Source organism: Kitasatospora sp. NPDC092286, from assembly GCF_044755565.1.
Lineage (GTDB): Bacteria > Actinomycetota > Actinomycetes > Streptomycetales > Streptomycetaceae > Kitasatospora.
The window spans coordinates 199506-217395 of record NZ_JBIVRD010000011.1 but is presented as its reverse complement, the minus strand read 5'-3'; the positions used below and the strand labels follow the sequence as shown (position 1 = coordinate 217395).

The following is a 17890-nucleotide window of genomic DNA, read 5'->3' as shown; positions in this document are numbered from 1 at the left end:
CGGGCGGTGCGTCACCGACATCCGGGGCTGGTTTCACGGTGGCCAGGCGTGGGTCCCCGGTGTTTTTTCGTTTTCTACCGGGGGCCAACACCGTGGGGGGGGGGGGGCGGGGGCGCCCCCCCCCGCCTGTGTGGGGGTGGAGATGGTCAGGAGACGTTGAGCGCGGCGTCGTCGATCACGAAGCTGGTCTTGAGCGAGGAGTCCTCGGTGCCGGTGAAGGTGATGGTCACCGTCTGTCCGGCGAAGGCCGAGAGGTCGAAGGACTTCTGCGCGAAGCCGGTGGCCGCGTCGGCGTTGGAGTAGGTGGCCAGGGTGGTCGAGCCGGCCTGGACGGTCAGCTTGTCGTACGCGGTGGAGCCGGTCTCGGCGGTGTCGACGTGGACCCAGAACGAGAGGACGGCCTTGCAGCCGGCCGGGACGGCGACGGTCTGCGCCAGGGTGTCGGTGTGGCTGCTGCCGTAGCCGTCCAGCCAGGCCTTCCAGGAGCCGGTGTGGGCGGCCTCGCCGGTGCTGCTGTCGACGACGCCGCTGGACGCCGTCCACGGTGCGGCGGTGCCGCTCTCGAAGCCGCCGTTGCCGATCAGCTGGGCCGGGGTGCAGCCGCCGGAGGGCGGCGGGGTGGTGCCGCCGAGCAGCGCGGTGTCCAGGGCGTCGGCGATCGGGCTGCCCCAGCCGGTGACCTGGTCGTAGCCGGCCTTGGCGGGGAAGTCCTGGTTCTTGCCGGTGGTGACGTCGTGGAAGGCCGTGCCGTAGCCGCTGCCGTTGGCGACCGCGTACAGCTTGGGGGAGGCCTCGCCGAGGACCGGCTGTCCGGCGGCCTTGGCCTTCTGGTCGAACTGGGCCGCGTAGCCGGACCAGAGCGGCGCGGCCGCGCTGGTGCCGCCGTACACCTGCCAGCCGCCGGCGGTGTAGATGGCGAAGCCGCTGGCCGGGTCGGCGTCGGAGGAGACGTCCGGGACGGTGCGCATGGTGCCGCTGACGCCGGTGCCGGTCTGCCAGGCGGGCCTGGCGAAGACGGTGGAGACGCCGCCGCCGGCGGTGCTCCAGGCGCTTTCCGAGGAGTAGCCCGTCCCGGAGACCTTGAGGTTGGTGCCGCCGACGCCGGTCTGGTGCGGGCTGGACGCCGGGAAGTCGACCGCCTTGACGGACGAACCGCTGGTCGAGCGGGTGCAGTCGCGCGAGCCGTCGTCGCCGGAGGCGGAGAAGACCGAGATGCCCTGGGCGGCGGCCTGCTTGAAGGAGTTGTCCACGGCCGTCATGGAGGAGGCGGTGGTGTCCGGCTCGCAGGAGCCCCAGGAGATGGAGATCACCGAGACCTTGTTGTCCGAGACGATCTTGGCGGCCATGTCGATCTCGCCCTGGTCGCTGTTGGGCGCCTCGTAGACCAGCTGGGTCGCCTTGGGGGCGACGCCGCGCACGATCTCGCTGTCCAGCTCGACCTCGCCCTGGCCGTCGCCGGGCGCGGAGTCGTAGCTTGCGCCGTCCACCGAGACGGTGCTGACGGCCGGTCCGGTCAGGCCGTACTGGGAGTCGTAGGTCTTCAGGTCGGTGGAGCTGTAGCCGTCGAACTCCCAGAGGGCGACGGTGACCCCGGTACCGTCGGCGCCGGTCCTGTCCAGCCGGTAGGCACCGTCGTACTGGGACGGGCCGAAGCCGCTGGGCGCGGCGTTGGGCGCGGCGTTGGGGGCGGCCGCGGCCTGCGGCTTCGCCAGGCGGGTGGTGCGGACGGTGTGGTTGTTGAGGCCGGAGACGCCCTGCACCACGCCGGCGAGGTCGGCCGGGACGGAGGCGGCCGCGTCGTTGGCGAAGAAGGCGCGCTGTGCCTGCGGGTCCAGGTAGGCGCTCTCGTGGGTGCCGAAGGCCTTGGCGATCTGCGCGGCGGTGCCGCGCGCGCCGACCACCTGGCGGTTGTCGCTGACGCCGGAGACGGTCAGGCCCTGGGCAGTGAGGTACGACCTGACCTGCTCGACGGCCGCCTGGGTCGGGCCGAAGCGCTCGGTGAACTGCTGCGGCGTCAGGTACCCGCCGTACTCGGGGGTTCCGGGGGTGGCGACCGCGGCGAGGAAGCGGTCCAGCCCGGCGGTGTCGCGCAGCTTCAGGCTGACGGCCACCGAGAGCTGCTGGTCGGCGGGGACGTCGCCCTTCTTCTCGGAGCGGGCCACCGCGGGGGTCACGGTGTCCGGCAGCGAGACGCGAGGGGCGGAGGCGTTGGGGACGGGAGCGGCCTGCGCGCCGGTCACGCCGAGCGAGACGGCGGTCAGCGGCAGGACGGCAAGGGCCGCGGCGAGGGCAAGGGAACGGGGGCGCACGGGATCCTCCTCTGGCCGGCGCGTGGGGGCCGGCCGGGGCCAGGGCGTTCCAGGGTCGAAAACGCTGGCTAGAACATGACAGAACCCGTGTGCGAATTGGCTTATGGTCAAGCAATTCGTTGCTAAAAAACAGTCAACTGTGAATGGGAGAAAACAGAACAGAGTGTGCGGGCCTTCATACAGTGAATAGCGGGAAATCCGGAACCGGATCACGTCAGGACGGGAAAGGAGGCGCTCAGGCGGACCGGAGCGGACTCGGCGGACCGCGAACCGGGGAGGGCCGGTGACGGGCCGCCAGGTGGCGGAGCCGCGCGGTCCCCGGCCGTTGACCGGTGGACCACCGGCTCTTGACCTGCTGAACACCCGCCGGGCCGGCGCCCCGGTGAACGACCTGCTCGACCGGCCGGACGGCTACCGGATCCGGCTCTCCCCGGCCGGGCCGGCGGCGCTACCGCGGCAGGGGCCGCACCGGATCAGGCGGTGTGGGCACGGGGCATGCATTCTGCATTTCTTCGACACGTCGCGGAACGGCCGCCGGCGGTGGTGTGCCATGGCGGCGTGCGGGAATCGGGCGAAGACGGCGCGGCACTATGAGCGGGCGCGTGGCCAGGGCCTGCGGACAGGAAACGCGGAAAAGGCGCGCGGATATGCGGATCCCCGGACACCGCGCCCGATCGGGCGGTGCCCGGGGACGGCCGGGGCTCCCGGCGACCCTCGTGGCGGGCGCCCGGGAGCCGTCCGGGCGGCGGGCGCCCGGGGAGTACGGGCGCCCGCCGGGGCGTGGTCAGTCGTCGGTGGGGGCGCCCAGCCACTGGGCCAGCGCGGCGCGGAGTTCGCCGTGGCCCGGGTCGACGGCGGCCCAGGCGGCGTAGCCGTCCGGGCGGATCAGCAGGACGGTGTCGCGCAGCTTGCCGTGCGGGTCGGCGGGCGCGGCGGTGACCAGCCGGTCCGCCCACGGGTCGGCGGCGGACAGCTCGTCATTGCTGACCAGGACGAACCGGCCGGCGCGCAGCGCCTCGGCGAGCCGCTCCGGCGGGGCCGGCTCGCCCTCGCGGGCCTGCCGCAGGCCGGTCAGCCGCAGGTCCGGTACGCGTCGGCCGACCAGCGGGTGGGCGTCCTTCGGAGCGGCGTAGTGGATGCCGATGCCGGAGACGGTGCGGGCGCCGCGCTCGGTGACCAGGTCGAGGTGCTCGGCGACGGCGGCGAGGGCGCCGCGCAGGGCCCGGGTGGGGGCGGACTGGGCGAGCGCGAGCCGGATCAGCGCGCCGGAGCTGCGCAGGACGGCCTTGCCGACCGGGTGCCGCTCGGTCTGGTAGGTGTCCAGCAGGGCGTCGGTGGCCCAGCCCCGGACGGCGGCGGCGAGCTTCCAGGAGAGGTTGGCGGCGTCCTGGAGGCCGGTGTTCATGCCCATGCCGCCGGCCGGGGAGTGGCAGTGCGCGGCGTCGCCGGCCAGGAAGACCCGGCCGGAGCGGTAGTTGGGGACCTGGCGCTCGTCGCTGTGGAAGGTGGAGGTCCAGCGGGCGTCGTGCAGGCCGTAGTCCTCGCCGAGGGCGGTGCGGGTGACGGCGGCGATCCGGTCGAGCGAGGGCGGGGCGGCGTCGGCGCGCTGGTCGTCGCCGTCCCAGGCGATGACCCGGTACCAGCCGTCGCCGAACGGCGCGAGGAAGGCGAAACCGTTCTCGGCGGCGCCGACGACAACCGCCTCGTCGGGCTCGCGTTCCAGCCGGACGTCGCCCAGCATCACGGAGTTGACCACGGACTCGCCGGGGAAGGGGATGCCGAGCAGGTCGCGGACGGCGGAGTGGACACCGTCGGCACCGACCGCGTAGCGGGCCCGGTGGGTGACGGTGGTGCCGCCCACGGGGTTCTCCTCGCCCGAAGGACGGGAGCGGGCCTCGATCGTGACGCCCTCGGCGTCCTGGCGCAGCCCGGTCACCTCGGTGCCGCGCAGGATGGTCGCGCCGGCCTTCAGCGCGCGCTCCTGGAGCAGGCGTTCGGTCTGGTACTGCGGGGTGACCAGGACGAACGGGAAGCGGGTCGGGAGCTGGCCGAGGTCGACCTTCAGCCGGTCGAAGAGCCGCAGCGAGCTGAGCGGACGGCCGGTGGCGATCAGCTCGTCGGCCAGCCCGCGGGCGTCCAGCAGCTCCAGGCTGCGGGCGTGCACGGCGAAGGCCCGGGTGAGGTTGGACTCGGCGCCGCGCTTCTCCAGGACGGTGACCCGGACCCCGGCGGCGGCCAGGTCACCGGCCAGCAGCAGGCCGGTCGGTCCGGCGCCGACGATGAGGACGTCGGTGCCGATCTGCTTCGCGGTCATGTGTCAGCTCCCGGTGCTCGGACGAAGGCTGAACGCCGCTCTCAGCGTTCTCCCGGACACCATCATCGCTGCCCCGGGCGGGACTGTGAATCTCCGGGCTCCGGCGGCGCGTGCCCGCCGGAGCCCGGTACCGATGTGCCGAGGCCGATCGGTGCGGTTGATCGGTGCGGCCGGGTGGTGCGGCCGTCAGCCGTGCCGGCGGACCTCGACGGTGCGGAACCGGTTGGCGACGAAGGCGCCGTCGCAGTAGGCGGAGTTGGCGGCCGGGTTGGCGCCGGTGCCGTGCAGGTCCGAGAACGCGGCGGTCTGGTTGGCGTACACCCCGCCGGTGAGGTTGAGCGAGAGCGAGACGCCGGCGTCCAGCGCGGCCTCGACCAGCGCGGTCTCGACCTCGGGCGAGGTGGTGTAGGCGGAGGCCGTCATCGCGCCCTGGGACCGGACCGTGGAGTGCAGCAGCTCGATCGCGGCGGCGGTGGACTCCACCGCGACGGCGAACGACACCGGGCCGAAGCACTCGCTGTGGAAGACCGCCCGGTCGTCCGGCTTGTCGGCGTCCAGCGTGACCAGTGCCGGGGTGCGGACGGTCGCGGCGGGGAACTCGGGCGAGGCCACCACGCGCGGGGCCAGCGCGAGTTCGCCGTACTCCCCGGCGGCCGCGGCGACCGAGCGCTGGAGCACACCGGGGTTGACCACGGCGCCCAGGACGGCGGCGGCCCGCGCGTCGTCGGAGAGCAGGCCGTCGATGGCGGCGGCGAGGTCGGTGACCACCTGGTCGTACGGCTTGGCACCCTGGTCGGTGTCGATGCCGGTGCGCGGGATCAGCAGGTTCTGCGGGGTGGTGCACATCTGGCCGCTGTAGAGCGAGAGCGAGAAGGCCAGGTTGTTCAGCATGCCCCGGTAGTCGTCGGTGGAGTCGATGACGACGGTGTTGACGCCGGCCTTCTCGGTGTACACCTGGGCCTGCCGGGCGTTCTCCTCCAGCCAGTCGCCGAAGGCGGTGGAGCCGGTGTAGTCGATCAGCCTGACCTCCGGCCGCACGGCGAGCAGCTGGGCGACGGTGCCGCCCTCGTGCTCGGGGGCGAGGCAGACCAGGTTGGGGTCGAAGCCGGCCTCGGCGAGCACCTCGCGGGCGGTCCGGACGGTGAGGGCGAGCGGCAGCACGGCCCGCGGGTGCGGCTTGACCAGGACCGGGTTGCCGGTGGCCAGCGAGGCGAACAGGCCCGGGTAGCCGTTCCAGGTGGGGAAGGTGTTGCAGCCGATCAGCAGCGCGACGCCGCGCGGCACGACGGTGAACTCCTTGGTCATCACCAGCGGGTCGCGCTTGCCCTGGGGCTTGGTCCAGCCGGCGCTCCGCGGCAGCCGGGTCTGCTCGGCGTAGGCGTAGGCGACCGCCTCCAGGCCGCGGTCCTGGGCGTGCGGGCCGCCCGCCTGGAAGGCCATGCCGTAGGCCTGCCCGGTGGTGTGCATCACGGCGTGCGCGAACTCGTGCGAGCGGGCGTTGATCCGGGCCAGGATCTCCAGGCAGACGGCGGCGCGGGCGAGCGGCCCGGCGGCGGCCCACCCGGGCTGGGCGGCGCGCAGGGCGGCGATCAGCGCGTCCGGCCCGGCGTGCGGGTAGCCGATGCCCAGTTCGAGGCCGTACGGGGAGACCTCGCCGCCGATCAGGTCACCGTCGGCGGGGTGGCCGTCGAGCGCGAACGGCTTGTTCAGCAGGGCCTCGAAGGCCGCCTTGCCGTCCTCGGCGCCGCTCTCGCCGTAGGCCTTCGGGAACTCGGGGTAGGGCGACCAGTAGTCGCGTTCGGCGGCGGCGGCGAGCGCGGCGTCCAGGGTGGCCTGGTGGCGTTCGGCCAGTTCGGCGACGAGGGGGTGGGTGACCGCTGCGGACATCGTGTGCGCTCCTCAGAGGGGAGGACGGGACACGTCCCAGAGTAACCGAACGATCGGTCGGCTCAAGGGGGTGTGCGGCGCCGGAACACGCGAAAAACGCGCGGGGCGCGTCCGGAGTGGACGCGCCCCGCGCGGGAACAGGCTGCCGGTCGACCGGCCGTGGAGTCGTGGGCCGTCGGTCCGCGGGTCGCCGGTCTACGGGATGCCGAGTTCGAAGATGACGTACCCGCCGAACCAGCCGGAGGCGACGGCGCCGGTGCCGAGCACCGTGGCCAGCACCGGCCAGCTGAGCTTGCGCATGCCCACCGCCAGCGCGATGAACAGCGGGAACGCGGGCAGCAGATACCGCGAGACATTGCCGAAGATGCCCAGGCTGCCGAGCACCGACACGATCGTGGCCAGCGTGTAGGCGGTCAGCACCAGCGGCGGGCGCAGCCGGATCATCAGCACGATCAGCACCGGCAGCGAGAGCACGATCAGCGTCGCCAGCAGATCGGCGACCGGGAAGGCGAACGGGTAGTCGCTCCGGCCCAGCAGTACCCCGCGGATCGCCTTGTAGGTGCCCTTGCCGAAGTCGAAGTAGTGCAGCCAGGCGTCGTGCTGGAGCTTGAAGTAGCCGCCCCAGTCGCCCATCCGCCAGCCGACCCAGCCGACGTAGCCGAGCAGCCCCACGGGGGCCATCAGCAGCGCGGCCAGCGGCCTGGCGATCCCGCTCTCCCGCCGGTACAGCTCGACCAGCGCGGCCAGGCCGACCGCGCCGATCAGCGCCGCCGAGGTCGGCCGGTTGAGGCCGGCGACCAGGGTGAGCGCCCCGGCGGCGACCCACTGCTTGGTCATCACGCAGTAGCAGGCCCAGGCGGCGAGCGCGACGAAGGACGAGTCGGAGTAGAGCGCCCACTCGGCGCCGGAGCCCGGGGCGATCGCCCAGATGCCGGCCGCGATCACACCGGCCCGGGCGCCCGCCATCTTCTCGACCACCGCGTAGATCCCGGCGGCGGCGAACAGCGAGGCCACCACCGAGACCAGCATCCCGGCGCCGTACAGACCGAGGCCGGTGGTGTCCGAGACCAGCCGCATCAGGCCCGGGTAGAGCGGGAAGAAGGCGGCCGAGTTCTGCTCGATGGTGAAGCCCGGCGTCCCGCCGGGGATCACCACCAGCGCAGGGTGGTAGCCGAACTCGGCGACCTGCTGGTACCACCAGCCGTCCCAGGTGGCCAGCACGTCCCAGGGGTTGGCGCCACCGCCGAAGCGCGGGTGCTTCTTGAGGTACTCGCCGGAGAACGAGAGCAGCTTCATGAAAACGGTGAAGCCGATCAGCTTGAGCACGGCGTAACACCACACGGCCGGCCCGAATCTCACGGCCAGGCCCCGGGCGCGCTCGCGCCAGCCGTGCCCCGGCGCCGCATCCGGTTTCTCGCTGCGCTGCTCGGGCACGTCGGACGCGACTGCCGGTATTGCGCTCATCAGACTGGACCCCACCCCTGCTGGCCATGGACGATCGTCCGGAGAGTCTAGGCCCTGGGGTGTTTCGCCGGTGCGGACCGATGGACCCGACCGCGTCCGGTGGAGTGAGGGCGGGGATACTCGGAGGATGGCCGATCACACCACGCGTACCGCCTACACCGTGGAGTCGCTGCTCGCGGTGACCGTCGACGTCTTCAACGAGCGCGGTTACGACGGCACCTCGATGGAAGACCTGTCGCGGGCGGCCGGCATCTCCAAGTCCTCCATCTACCACCATGTGCGCGGCAAGGAGGAGTTGCTGCGGCTGGCCGTCGGCCGGGCCCTGGACGGGCTGTTCGCGATCCTCGCCGAGCCGGCTGCGGTGACCGGCCCGGCCGTGGAGCGGCTGGAGCACGTGGTGCGGCGGACCGCCGAGGTGCTGCTGGCCGAGCTGCCGTACGTCACCCTGCTGCTGCGGGTGCGGGGCAACACGGTCACCGAGCAGTGGGCGCTGGAGCGGCGCCGGGAGTTCGACCACCAGGTCGCCGAGCTGCTGCGGGCCGCCGTGGCCGACGGCGCGCTACGGGCGGACGTCGAGCCCCGGCTGGCCACCCGGCTGCTCTTCGGCATGATCAACTCGATCGTGGAGTGGTACCGGCCGGGGCTCAAGGCGGCCGACGGCGTCGCGGACGCGGTGGTCCACCTGGCCTTCGACGGACTGCGGGCCCGCTAGCCGCCCCAGCCCCGTCCCGCCCCGAGCCGAAGGGGCGCGCCGGTGCCGAAAGGAAGGAGCGAGGAGGCCCCGAGGAACGAGGGGCCTTGGAGCGACGACCGTCGGCACCGGACCAGAGCGCCCCGGAGGCGAGCGGGCGAAAACACAGCGCGCCCCGGAGGCGAGCGGGCGACAATCAGACCGGCGGCACCTGGTCGGTCTCCTCGAAGACCAGCATGGTCCGGGTGCCGAGCACCTGGGGGATCGACTGGATGCGGTTCAGCACCAGCTCGCGCAGGGCGTGGTTGTCGGCGGTGTGCACCAGCAGGATGACGTCGAAGTCGCCGCCGACCAGGGCGATGTGCGCCACCCCGGGCAGCTCCAGCAGCTGCTCCCGCACCGTCCGCCAGGAGTTCTGGACGATCTTCAGGGTGATGTACGCGGATGCGCCCTGACCTGCCCTTTCGTGGTCCACGCGGGCGGTGAAGCCGCGAATGACGCCGTCCTCGACCATCCTTGATATCCGGGCGTACGCATTGGCCCTGGACACATGCACCCGCTCGGCCACCGAGCGGATGGAGGCGCGACCGTCCTGCTGCAGCAGCCGCAGGATCGACCGGTCGACACGGTCGAGTCTGGACGTCTGTTCAGTCGACATGACCCCCCACCCTCCCTGATTGGACGTACTGCCATCAGTCGACCGCCCCCCGGGCCGATTGTCCACCACCTTGTCATGGTTCTGGTCAAGATGAACAGACGACCGAACAATCGGTAGGGAGCCCCCGCCACCCCAGGAGGTGCCCCGAGATGACCGTTCTCGACCACAGACACCACACGGCGGTGCCCGGCTGGCTGCCCCGGGCGACCGCCCCGCGCACCGACCCGGCCCCGCTGCTCCCGGACGTCTCGCCCGTCCGCGTGCTCGGCACCCCCGCGCTGGAGAAGTACGACCCCGCGCTGCTGCGCGAGCTGTACCGCCGCCTGGTGGTCGGCCGCCGCTACAACCAGCAGGCGACCACCCTCACCAAGCAGGGCCGGCTGGCCGTCTACCCGGCCTCCACCGGCCAGGAGGCCTGCCAGGTCGCGGCCGCGCTGGCGCTCGGCGAGCAGGACTGGCTCTTCCCCAGCTACCGCGACACCCTCGCCGTGGTCTCCCGGGGCGTCGACCCGCTGGAGGCGCTGACCCTGCTGCGCGGCAACGCCCACACCGGCTACGACCCGCGCGCCGTCCGTACGGCGCCGCTCTGCACGCCGCTGGCCACCCAGGCCCCGCACGCCGTCGGGCTGGCGCACGCCGCACGGCTGGGCGGCGAGCCGGTGGTCGCGCTGGCGCTGCTCGGTGACGGCGGCACCAGCGAGGGCGACTTCCACGAGGCGCTGAACTTCGCCGCGGTGCTCCAGGCCCCGGTGGTCTTCCTGGTGCAGAACAACGGCTACGCCATCTCCGTCCCGCTCACCGCGCAGTCCGCCGCGCCCACCCTGGCCCACAAGGCCGTCGGCTACGGCATACCGGGCCGCCTGGTGGACGGCAACGACGCGCCCGCCGTGCACAGCGTGCTGACCGAGGCGGTCGAGCGGGCCCGGGCCGGCGGCGGACCGACCCTGGTCGAGGCGCTCACCTACCGGATCGAGGCGCACACCAACGCCGACGATGCCACCCGCTACCGGGACGACACCGAGGTGGCCGCCTGGCGGGAGCACGACCCGATCCTGCTGATGGAGCGCGCACTGCGCGAACTCGGCGTGCTGGACGACACGCTGGTGCAGGACGCCGCCGACGAGGCGGAGGCGCTGGCGGCCCGGATGCGGGCCGAGTTCCACGCCGACGCCGAGCTGGACCCGATGTCGCTGTTCACCCACGTCTTCGCCGAGCCCACCCCGCAACTGCGGGAGCAGGCCGACCAGCTGGCCGCCGAACTGGCCGCCGAGGCCGAGGTGGGGTACCGATGAACGAGGCCTCCGTCGCCGCTCGTGCGGCGGCCGCAGCGACACCGGCGACCAGGAAGAGCACCGTGCCCACACCGGCGACACCGGCGACACCGACCATGCCGACCATGCCGACCACGGTGAGCATGGCGCAGGCGCTCAACTCCGCGCTGCGGGACGCCATGCGCGCGGACCCGGCGGTGCACGTGCTCGGCGAGGACGTCGGCGCCCTCGGCGGCGTCTTCCGGATCACCGACGGGCTGACCGCCGAGTTCGGCCCCGACCGCTGCCTGGACACCCCGCTGGCCGAGGCCGGCATCCTCGGCACCGCCGTCGGCATGGCGATGTACGGGCTGCGCCCGGTGGTGGAGATGCAGTTCGACGCCTTCGCCTACCCGGCGCTGGAGCAGCTCTTCTCGCACGTCGCCAAGATGCGCAACCGGACGGCCGGCCGGCTGCCGCTGCCGATCACCGTCCGCATCCCGTACGGCGGCGGGATCGGCGGCGTCGAGCACCACAGCGACGCCTCCGAGGCGTACTACACCAGCACCCCCGGCCTGCACGTGGTCACCCCGGCGACGGTGGCCGACGCGTACGGGCTGCTGCGCGCCTCGATCGCCTCCGACGATCCGGTGATCTTCCTGGAGCCCAAGCGGCTCTACTGGGGCAAGGCCGGGTTCGACCCGGCGGCGCCGGTCGAGCCGATCGGCCGGGCCGTGCTGCGGCGCACCGGCAGCTCCGCCGTCCTGATCACCTACGGGCCCTCGCTGCCGGTCTGCCTGGAGGCGGCCGAGGTGGCGAAGGCCGAGGGGTGGGACCTCGCGGTGCTGGACCTGCGCACTCTGGTGCCGTTCGACGACGAGACGGTCTGCCGGGTGGTGCGTTCGCTCGGCCGGGCCGTGGTGGTGCACGAGGCGACCGGCTTCGGCGGCACCGGCGCGGAGATCGCCGCGCGGGTCACCGAGCGCTGCTTCCACCATCTGGCCGCCCCCGTACTGCGGGTCACCGGCTTCGACATCCCGTACCCGCCGCCGATGCTGGAGCACCACCACCTCCCCGGGGTGGACCGGATCCTGGACGCGGTCGCCCGGTTGCAGTGGGAGGACTGAGGATGATGCCGGTCGTGCGCGAGTTCACCCTGCCCGACCTCGGTGAGGGGCTCACCGGGGCGGAGGTGGTGCGCTGGATGGTCGAGGTCGGTGAGGTGATCGCGGTCGACCAGCCGGTGGTGGAGGTGGAGACGGCCAAGGCCGTGGTGGAGGTGCCCTGCCCGTACGGCGGGGTGGTCACCGCCCGGTACGGCGAGCCGGGTGAGGAGGTGGCGGTCGGCGCGCCGCTGGTGACGGTCGCGGTGGCGCCCGCCGTCGGTGAGCCGGGTGAGCCGTTGACCGGTGGGGCGGCTTCGGCCGGGGAGACCGCCACGGCGCTGGAGCGGCCGCTGGTCGGGTACGGCGTGGCCGAGCCCGACCGGGGCGGTCGGCGGCGCCGGGTCGGGGGACCGGTTCGACCGTCGGTGGCTCCTGCGGGGGCCGCTCCCGCGGTGGCGGCGGCCCGGGTGGCCGTGGCCGATCCGGTGACCGTGCCGGCCCCGGTGACCGCGGCGGGGCCCGCCGTGGTGCCGGTGATCTCGCCGCTGGTCCGGCGTACCGCCCGGGAGCACGGCATCGATCTGGCGGCGCTGACCGGCAGCGGGCCGGACGGGCTGATCATGCGGGTGGATGTGGACCGGGCGGTGGCGGCGCTGACCGTGGCATCCGCGGTCTCCCCGGCTTCCCTGGCTTCCCCGGTCGCTCCGGCGGTGGAGGGCGTCGTCCCGCTGCGCGGGCTGCGCCGGGCGGTGGCGGAGAAGCTCACCCGCAGCCACCGGGAGATCCCCGCCGCGACCTGCTGGGTGGACGCCGATGCCACCGGACTGATGGCGCTCAGGCGGCAGTTGAACGCCGCGCCGGGGCCGAAGGTGAGCGTGCTGGCGCTGCTCGCCCGGATCTGCACGGTGGCGCTGGGTCGCTTCCCGGAGCTCAACTCCAGTGTGACGGAGGACGGTTCCGGAATCCTTCGGCACTCCGCCGTGCACCTGGGCTTCGCCGCCCAGGGGGACCGCGGGCTGGTCGTCCCGGTGGTGCGGGACGCACAGCTGCGGACCACCGAGGAACTCGGCGCCGAACTCGGCAGGTTGACCGAGGCGGCCCGGTCGGGCTCGCTCACCCCGGCCGAGCTGACCGGCGGGACGTTCACCCTGAACAATTACGGGGTGTTCGGCGTGGACGGCTCCACCCCGATCCTCAACCACCCCGAGGCGGCGATGCTCGGCGTCGGCCGGATCGTCGCCAGACCCTGGGTGCACGAGGGCGAGTTGGCGGTGCGCGAGGTGACCCAGCTGTCGTTCACCTTCGACCACCGGGTCTGCGACGGCGGTACCGCGGGCGGGTTCCTGCGGTTCGTCGCGGACTGTGTCGAGCAGCCGGGGACGTTGCTGCGCAGGCTGTGACCGCCATGGCTGTGACCGCCACGGCGGCGGTGGTCACGGCGGCCCTTCGTGGTCGCGGTGGCCGTCCTGGGGGCAGTTCGCCCCAGGACGGCCATGGATCGGGCGAGAGTAGCGCGTACGGGGGCCGGGTGTCCGGGCTTCGCGTGATTCGTCGGATGAGCACTTCGGGCGTGCCACGCTGCCTAGGCGTCAGTAGGACAAGCCAGGTGGTGGCAGAGGCCGGCCGGAGGCGAAACGATTCTCTTGAGTACTCGAAACGTTGCGGTGAAGTCACGCAGAACGTTCCTGGTCCGGACCGGGCACGGCTCGGCGGCGGTCACGGCCGTGCCGGGCCTGCCGGACGCCGCACCGGCCGGGCCGGAGCCCGGGGCACGGCTCGGGCCGGCGCTGCCGCCGGCGCCGTCGGACCCTTCGGACGTCCCGCCGGTGGCGGTGATCCCCGCCCGGCCGGCCGAACCGCCCACGATCCCCGCGCCGAGTACGCCGGACCTCTGGGCCCCGGCCGCCGGGCCGGTGATCGAGCCGCTGTTCACCCGGGCGCCGGGCCTCAACTGGGCGGGCCCGGGGGGCCTTCCCCAGCCCCCGGCCGGAGAGACCACGGGCGCCGGGGTCCGGGCACCGCAGGCCCCCACCGCGCCCCGCGCCGTTCCCTTTTCCGCGGTCCCCGCTCCCGCTCCCCTGGCCGCGCCCGATCCGCGCGCCGCGGCCGAACAGCCGCCCACCGCCCGGGACATCGAGCTGATCCGGGCCAGCCTGGCCGCGGTCGAGCCGGTCGCCGACCGGGCCACCGCGCACTTCTACGCGCTGATCTTCCTGCACCACCCCGAGATCCGCGCGCTCTTCCCGGCCGCCATGGACGTCCAGCGCGACCGCCTCTTCCGCGCCCTGCTGATGGCCGCCCGCAGCGCCGACGACCCGGCCGGCCTGCGGACCCGGCTGAGTGCCCTCGGCCGCGGCCACCGCCGGTACGGGACGCTGACCAGCCACTTCGGCCCGGTGGGCGAGTGTCTGGTGCAGGCACTGGCCCGGTACGCGGGCAACCGCTGGGGCCAGGAGACGGAGCTGGCCTGGCGCCGGGTCTACCGCCTGGTCTCCTCGATCATGATCGAGGCCGCCGAGGAGTCCGCCCGTACCTCGCCGCCCTGGTGGCAGGCCGAGGTGGTCGCGCACGAGCGCCGCACCCCCGACATCGCGGTGGTCACCGTCCGCCCCGACCAGGCGTACCCGTACCGGGCCGGGCAGTACACCAGCCTGGAGACGCCCTGGTGGCCGCGGGTCTGGCGGCACTTCTCGTTCGCCTCGGCGCCCCGGCCGGACGGTCTGCTGACCTTCCACGTGAAGGCCGTCCCGGCGGGCTGGGTGAGCAACGCCCTGGTGCACCGGGCCGCGCCGGGGGACGTGCTGCGGCTCGGTCCGGCGGCCGGCGCGATGACGGTCGACCACGCGGCCGGTTCGGACCTGCTCTGTCTCGGCGGCGGCACCGGCATCGCCCCGGTCCGGGCGCTGGTGGAGGAGGTCGCCCAGTACGGCGCGGCCGGCCGCTCGGTGGAGGTCTTCTACGGTGCCCGGCAGGCCGCCGAGCTCTACGAGCTGGCGGCGCTGAGCGAGCTGGCCCGGTGCCACCGCTGGCTCTCGGTGCACCCGGTGCTGTCCGGCCCCGGGGCCCCGGGAGGCGGACTGCTCACCGGTGAACTGCCGGAGACCGCAGGTCGGTTCGGGCCGTGGGCGGGCCGCGAGGCGTACCTCAGCGGGCCCGCCGCGATGGTGCGGCGCGGGGTCGGCGTGCTGCTGCGCTCCGGGGTGCCGCCGGAGCGGATCCGGCACGACCTGGTCGGCGACCTGGCGGCCGGCTGAGGCTCCGCTCAGCCCAGGTCGGAGGCGAGGAGCGCGCGGATGCCCTCGATGTTGGCCGCCAGGTACGCCCGCAGGCTGGGCGGGACGACGTTGACCGAGGTGACGCCCTCCCGGGTGAACGGCAGCCGGACCACCTCGTACTCGCCGTTGGGCTCGTCCACCTCGGGCCCGTGCCGCCGGGTGAGGTCCATCGAGGCGAGCCGGCAGACGAAGAAGTGCTGCACCTTGACCCCGTGCGGGTGGAGCGGGGCGCCGTGGTCGACGGCGGTCCCGCCCGGCGCGTGGGGGTGCGGGTGGGGGTGGCTGACGGTGTCCACGAAGGCGGGGACGACGTCGACGACCTTGCCGCCGAGCTCCTCGTCCACCTCCCGGTGCAGGGCGTCCACCACGGTGCGGTCGTCGCGCTCCACCCCGCCGCCCGGGGTGATCCAGTACGGGCGCGGGGAGTCGGGCCGGAGCCGCTTGATCAGCACGATCGAGGCCGGGCCGTCCGGGTCGTCCGGGTCGAGTTCCAGCAGGATCGCCCGCGCGGTGCGCTTGACCACGGGGCGTGGTGGCTGGTGGGTGTTCGCTGGGCCCATGGAGACCTCCGGGGCTGGAGCGTTGTGCGGGAGTCTCCCGCAGGGCGGCGGGGCCGAAACGCTGACCTGCCCGGGGTGCGTCCGTTCGGGGACAGGGCGCGACGCTGATGGATCTTGGATAATGAAGATGAAGCTTAAACCGATCATGAAAATAGTGGGTCGATCGGACTTTTAACCTTCGATTCCAAGGATTTTACCGAGTGAACCGTGTGAGAGTGATTGCAGCCGCGCCGTCCCTGTGCTGCAATGAGCGACTATCGGGCGAATCGGAGCACTTCACTCCGTATGTCCACCTGTGCAGTGACTCGGGCTGGGGGCTGGGTGTGGCCATGGATCAGATCGCAGAGCAGTCCAAGGCGCTCCGTGCGGGGAGGGTGGTCAGGTTGCCGACGCCCACGTCACCTCCGCGCAAGGACCGGCCGCCCACTCTGATCGCCTCGGTCCAGCGGGCGCTGCGGCTGCTGGAGGCCGTCGGCGGGTTCCGGCAGGGGGCCACGGCCAAGCAGCTCGCCCGGGCCGCCGGCCTGCCGCTCGGCACCGCCTACCACCTGCTGCGCACGCTGACCCACGAGGGCTACCTCCGCCGGGACGACGGCAGGTTCTTCTACGGGGAGTCGGTGGACGGCATAGGACGGGCCGACGACCGCCAGTCCCAGCGGCACGATCTGCGCGCCCGGATGGAGCGGTTGCGGGGCGAACTCGGCGCCGCGGTCTACTTCGCGCTCTACCAGGACGGCGAGGTGCGGGTGGTGGACGTGGTCGCCGGACGGGGGCAGCCCGCCGTCGAACCCTGGGCCGACTTCCAGGCCACCGCGCACGCCCACGCGATCGGCCAGTGCCTGCTGGGTCAGCTCCCCGAGGACGCCCGGCGTGACCACCTCGCGCGCCACCCGCCGGTCGGGCTCACCCCGTCCACCCTCGTCGACGAGGCGGCCGTCCTGCGCCGGCTCTCCGCGCTACGGCCGACCATGCCCGTCCTGGAGCGCCAGGAGTACGCGCTCGGCACGGTCTGCGCGGCGGTGCCGATCACCGTCGGGTCGGTGGTCGCGACGATGGCCGTCTCGCTCCCGGTGGAACAGGCCGACCGGCTGGCCGTCGTCGCCGGGCAACTGCGTCGGAGCGTCGGCGCGATGACACCGTCGTTCGTCCTCTGAAACTCCCCGTGTCGCTTTGGTTCCGCTTTGTTCACCATTTGAAAAAGCGCGCCTTGTCCATGGCGCGACCAAACGTGGACGATGAGGATCGAACGGGGATCGGTTACACAAAACCGCCAAATCGTCTACGCGACAGACACAGTCGCACTCCCTCATCCCCTGTCAGCGAACTGCCTTGTCCGGCCCGCGCGGACCCTCAGCACGTGCGACCGGGCAGAACGAGAGGTACTGGCGCCATGCAGCACACCACAGTCCAGGGCCACCTGGTGATGAACCTCGTGGCCTCGAACGAGCTCTCCTTCCGCATCGTGGTCGACCTCGCGTACGACCCGATCGACCCGTACGCGGTCCGCTTCACCTTCCACCTGCCCGGTGACGAACCGGTGACCTGGGTCTTCGCCCGTGAGCTGCTGCTCGACGGGATCAGTCGTCCGGCCGGCGAGGGCGATGTGCACATCCACCCGGTCAGCGGGGAGCTCTCCGAGGTCTGCATCGTGCTGCACTCTCCCGACGGGGACGCCCTGTTGCGTGCCTCCGCGGCGCCGCTGATCGCCTTCCTGGCCCGGACCGACCGGCTGGTGCCGATGGGTCAGGAGATCACCGGGGGTGAACTGGACGCTGAGCTCGCGGACATCCTCCGAGGGTGTGAGAACGCCGGGTGACCGGCTGCGGGACCAGCGTGGCCGAAGGGGCCCGTACCCGGTGAACCACCCGGGCACGGGCCCCTTTCGCGTGGGCTCTCGTGTCGGCTCTCGTGCTGGCGCACCGGGCCGGACGCTCAGTCGTCGTCGCCCAGGGCGAGGTTGAGACCCCAGGAGACCAGGCTGATGATCAGCGCGCCGAACAGTGCGGCCCAGAAGCCCTCGACGTGGAAGTCCAGGTGGAGCTTGTCCGAGGCCCAGGAGGTGAGCCAGAGCATCAGGGCGTTGATGACGAAGGTGATCAGGCCCAGGGTGAGGATGAACAGCGGCAGCGAGAACAGCTTCACCACCGGCTTGATCAGCCAGTTGACCACCCCGAAGACCAGCGCCACGGCGATCACCGTCAGGGTCTTGTGCTGCCAGTCGTCACCGGTCAGCGTGATGCCGGTGACGATCCAGGCGGCCACCCAGATGGCGGCCGCGTTGATAAGTGTCTTGATGACGAAACCCTTCATGGCCCCAGCGTCGCAGGCCACCGGGGGGCGGGGGAAGCTCCCACCGGGCATGTTGGTGTTGAATGC

Annotated in this window: 14 protein-coding genes and 1 pseudogene; 8 read left to right on the top strand and 7 right to left on the bottom strand. The window is 72.9% G+C overall.

The annotated features are described in order from the left end of the window. Nucleotides 1–146: 146 nt before the first annotated feature. Complete coding sequence (locus ACIQIB_RS14320; RefSeq protein WP_400758095.1) at nucleotides 147–2309, bottom strand: protease pro-enzyme activation domain-containing protein; 2163 nt, start codon at nucleotides 2307–2309, stop codon at nucleotides 147–149. Between the two features lie 283 nt (nucleotides 2310–2592). Here ACIQIB_RS14320 and ACIQIB_RS14315 point away from each other — a divergent pair. After that, nucleotides 2593–2895: pseudogene (locus ACIQIB_RS14315) on the top strand (CGNR zinc finger domain-containing protein); the annotation flags it as partial. Between the two features lie 198 nt (nucleotides 2896–3093). On the opposite strand, the gene ACIQIB_RS14310 reads toward ACIQIB_RS14315, so the two are convergent. The 3 genes from ACIQIB_RS14310 to ACIQIB_RS14300 form a co-directional block, all read right to left on the bottom strand. Continuing rightward, complete coding sequence (locus ACIQIB_RS14310) at nucleotides 3094–4623, bottom strand: FAD-dependent monooxygenase (RefSeq protein WP_363613943.1); 1530 nt, start codon at nucleotides 4621–4623, stop codon at nucleotides 3094–3096. A 186-nt stretch (nucleotides 4624–4809) separates the two neighbouring features. Then, a complete protein-coding gene (gene paaN, locus ACIQIB_RS14305) occupies nucleotides 4810–6510 on the bottom strand; it encodes a phenylacetic acid degradation protein PaaN (RefSeq protein WP_400758092.1) in 1701 nt (566 codons plus the stop codon). A 195-nt stretch (nucleotides 6511–6705) separates the two neighbouring features. After that, complete coding sequence (locus ACIQIB_RS14300) at nucleotides 6706–7974, bottom strand: hypothetical protein (RefSeq protein WP_363613947.1); 1269 nt, start codon at nucleotides 7972–7974, stop codon at nucleotides 6706–6708. 127 nt (nucleotides 7975–8101) lie between these two features. On the opposite strand from ACIQIB_RS14300, the gene ACIQIB_RS14295 reads away from it, so the two are divergent. Then, nucleotides 8102–8686 carry a TetR/AcrR family transcriptional regulator gene (locus tag ACIQIB_RS14295; protein WP_363613949.1) on the top strand — a complete coding sequence of 195 codons (585 nt, stop codon included), beginning with the start codon at nucleotides 8102–8104 and terminating at the stop codon, nucleotides 8684–8686. Nucleotides 8687–8861: 175 nt separating this feature from the next. On the opposite strand, the gene ACIQIB_RS14290 is transcribed toward ACIQIB_RS14295, so the two are convergent. Then, complete coding sequence (locus ACIQIB_RS14290) at nucleotides 8862–9323, bottom strand: Lrp/AsnC family transcriptional regulator (RefSeq protein ID WP_400654140.1); 462 nt, start codon at nucleotides 9321–9323, stop codon at nucleotides 8862–8864. Nucleotides 9324–9472: 149 nt separating this feature from the next. Here ACIQIB_RS14290 and pdhA point away from each other — a divergent pair, with 149 nt between their 5' ends. The 4 genes from pdhA to ACIQIB_RS14270 all read left to right on the top strand — a co-directional run bounded on the left by pdhA (nucleotide 9473) and on the right by ACIQIB_RS14270 (nucleotide 14933). Beyond that, on the top strand, nucleotides 9473–10615 hold the full coding sequence (gene pdhA / locus ACIQIB_RS14285) for a pyruvate dehydrogenase (acetyl-transferring) E1 component subunit alpha (protein ID WP_400758090.1): 1143 nt from the start codon (nucleotides 9473–9475) through the stop codon (nucleotides 10613–10615). Nucleotides 10616–10710: 95 nt separating this feature from the next. After that, complete coding sequence (locus ACIQIB_RS14280) at nucleotides 10711–11700, top strand: alpha-ketoacid dehydrogenase subunit beta (protein WP_400758106.1); 990 nt, start codon at nucleotides 10711–10713, stop codon at nucleotides 11698–11700. Nucleotides 11701–11705: 5 nt separating this feature from the next. Continuing rightward, nucleotides 11706–13079: a dihydrolipoamide acetyltransferase family protein gene (locus ACIQIB_RS14275; RefSeq protein ID WP_400758104.1), complete on the top strand. Its 1374-nt coding sequence runs from the start codon at nucleotides 11706–11708 to the stop codon at nucleotides 13077–13079. Between the two features lie 264 nt (nucleotides 13080–13343). Next, nucleotides 13344–14933, top strand: a complete 1590-nt coding sequence (locus ACIQIB_RS14270) for a globin domain-containing protein (protein WP_363613955.1) — start codon at nucleotides 13344–13346, stop codon at nucleotides 14931–14933. A gap of 8 nt (nucleotides 14934–14941) precedes the next feature. On the opposite strand, the gene ACIQIB_RS14265 is transcribed toward ACIQIB_RS14270, so the two are convergent. Beyond that, nucleotides 14942–15514 carry an NUDIX domain-containing protein gene (locus ACIQIB_RS14265; protein WP_400758088.1) on the bottom strand — a complete coding sequence of 191 codons (573 nt, stop codon included), beginning with the start codon at nucleotides 15512–15514 and terminating at the stop codon, nucleotides 14942–14944. 329 nt (nucleotides 15515–15843) lie between these two features. Here ACIQIB_RS14265 and ACIQIB_RS14260 point away from each other — a divergent pair, with 329 nt between their 5' ends. After that, nucleotides 15844–16668 carry a helix-turn-helix domain-containing protein gene (locus tag ACIQIB_RS14260; RefSeq protein ID WP_363613959.1) on the top strand — a complete coding sequence of 275 codons (825 nt, stop codon included), beginning with the start codon at nucleotides 15844–15846 and terminating at the stop codon, nucleotides 16666–16668. A gap of 236 nt (nucleotides 16669–16904) precedes the next feature. Continuing rightward, nucleotides 16905–17330, top strand: coding sequence for an SsgA family sporulation/cell division regulator (locus ACIQIB_RS14255; protein WP_363613961.1), 426 nt, complete (start codon nucleotides 16905–16907; stop codon nucleotides 17328–17330). Nucleotides 17331–17446: 116 nt separating this feature from the next. On the opposite strand, the gene ACIQIB_RS14250 is transcribed toward ACIQIB_RS14255, so the two are convergent. Then, nucleotides 17447–17824: a phage holin family protein gene (locus ACIQIB_RS14250; protein WP_363613963.1), complete on the bottom strand. Its 378-nt coding sequence runs from the start codon at nucleotides 17822–17824 to the stop codon at nucleotides 17447–17449. Nucleotides 17825–17890: the final 66 nt, after the last annotated feature.

What these genes read in the sequence shown, in the direction of transcription:
- ACIQIB_RS14310 (WP_363613943.1), bottom strand. Translation starts at nt 4,623, where the DNA reads ATGACCGCGAAGCAGATCGGCACCGACGTCCTCATCGTCGGCGCCGGA.
- paaN (WP_400758092.1), bottom strand. Translation starts at nt 6,510, where the DNA reads ATGTCCGCAGCGGTCACCCACCCCCTCGTCGCCGAACTGGCCGAACGC.
- ACIQIB_RS14300 (WP_363613947.1), bottom strand. Translation starts at nt 7,974, where the DNA reads ATGAGCGCAATACCGGCAGTCGCGTCCGACGTGCCCGAGCAGCGCAGC.
- ACIQIB_RS14295 (WP_363613949.1), top strand. Translation starts at nt 8,102, where the DNA reads ATGGCCGATCACACCACGCGTACCGCCTACACCGTGGAGTCGCTGCTC.
- ACIQIB_RS14290 (WP_400654140.1), bottom strand. Translation starts at nt 9,323, where the DNA reads ATGTCGACTGAACAGACGTCCAGACTCGACCGTGTCGACCGGTCGATC.
- pdhA (WP_400758090.1), top strand. Translation starts at nt 9,473, where the DNA reads ATGACCGTTCTCGACCACAGACACCACACGGCGGTGCCCGGCTGGCTG.
- ACIQIB_RS14280 (WP_400758106.1), top strand. Translation starts at nt 10,711, where the DNA reads ATGCCGACCATGCCGACCACGGTGAGCATGGCGCAGGCGCTCAACTCC.
- ACIQIB_RS14275 (WP_400758104.1), top strand. Translation starts at nt 11,706, where the DNA reads ATGCCGGTCGTGCGCGAGTTCACCCTGCCCGACCTCGGTGAGGGGCTC.
- ACIQIB_RS14265 (WP_400758088.1), bottom strand. Translation starts at nt 15,514, where the DNA reads ATGGGCCCAGCGAACACCCACCAGCCACCACGCCCCGTGGTCAAGCGC.
- ACIQIB_RS14260 (WP_363613959.1), top strand. Translation starts at nt 15,844, where the DNA reads ATGGATCAGATCGCAGAGCAGTCCAAGGCGCTCCGTGCGGGGAGGGTG.
- ACIQIB_RS14255 (WP_363613961.1), top strand. Translation starts at nt 16,905, where the DNA reads ATGCAGCACACCACAGTCCAGGGCCACCTGGTGATGAACCTCGTGGCC.
- ACIQIB_RS14250 (WP_363613963.1), bottom strand. Translation starts at nt 17,824, where the DNA reads ATGAAGGGTTTCGTCATCAAGACACTTATCAACGCGGCCGCCATCTGG.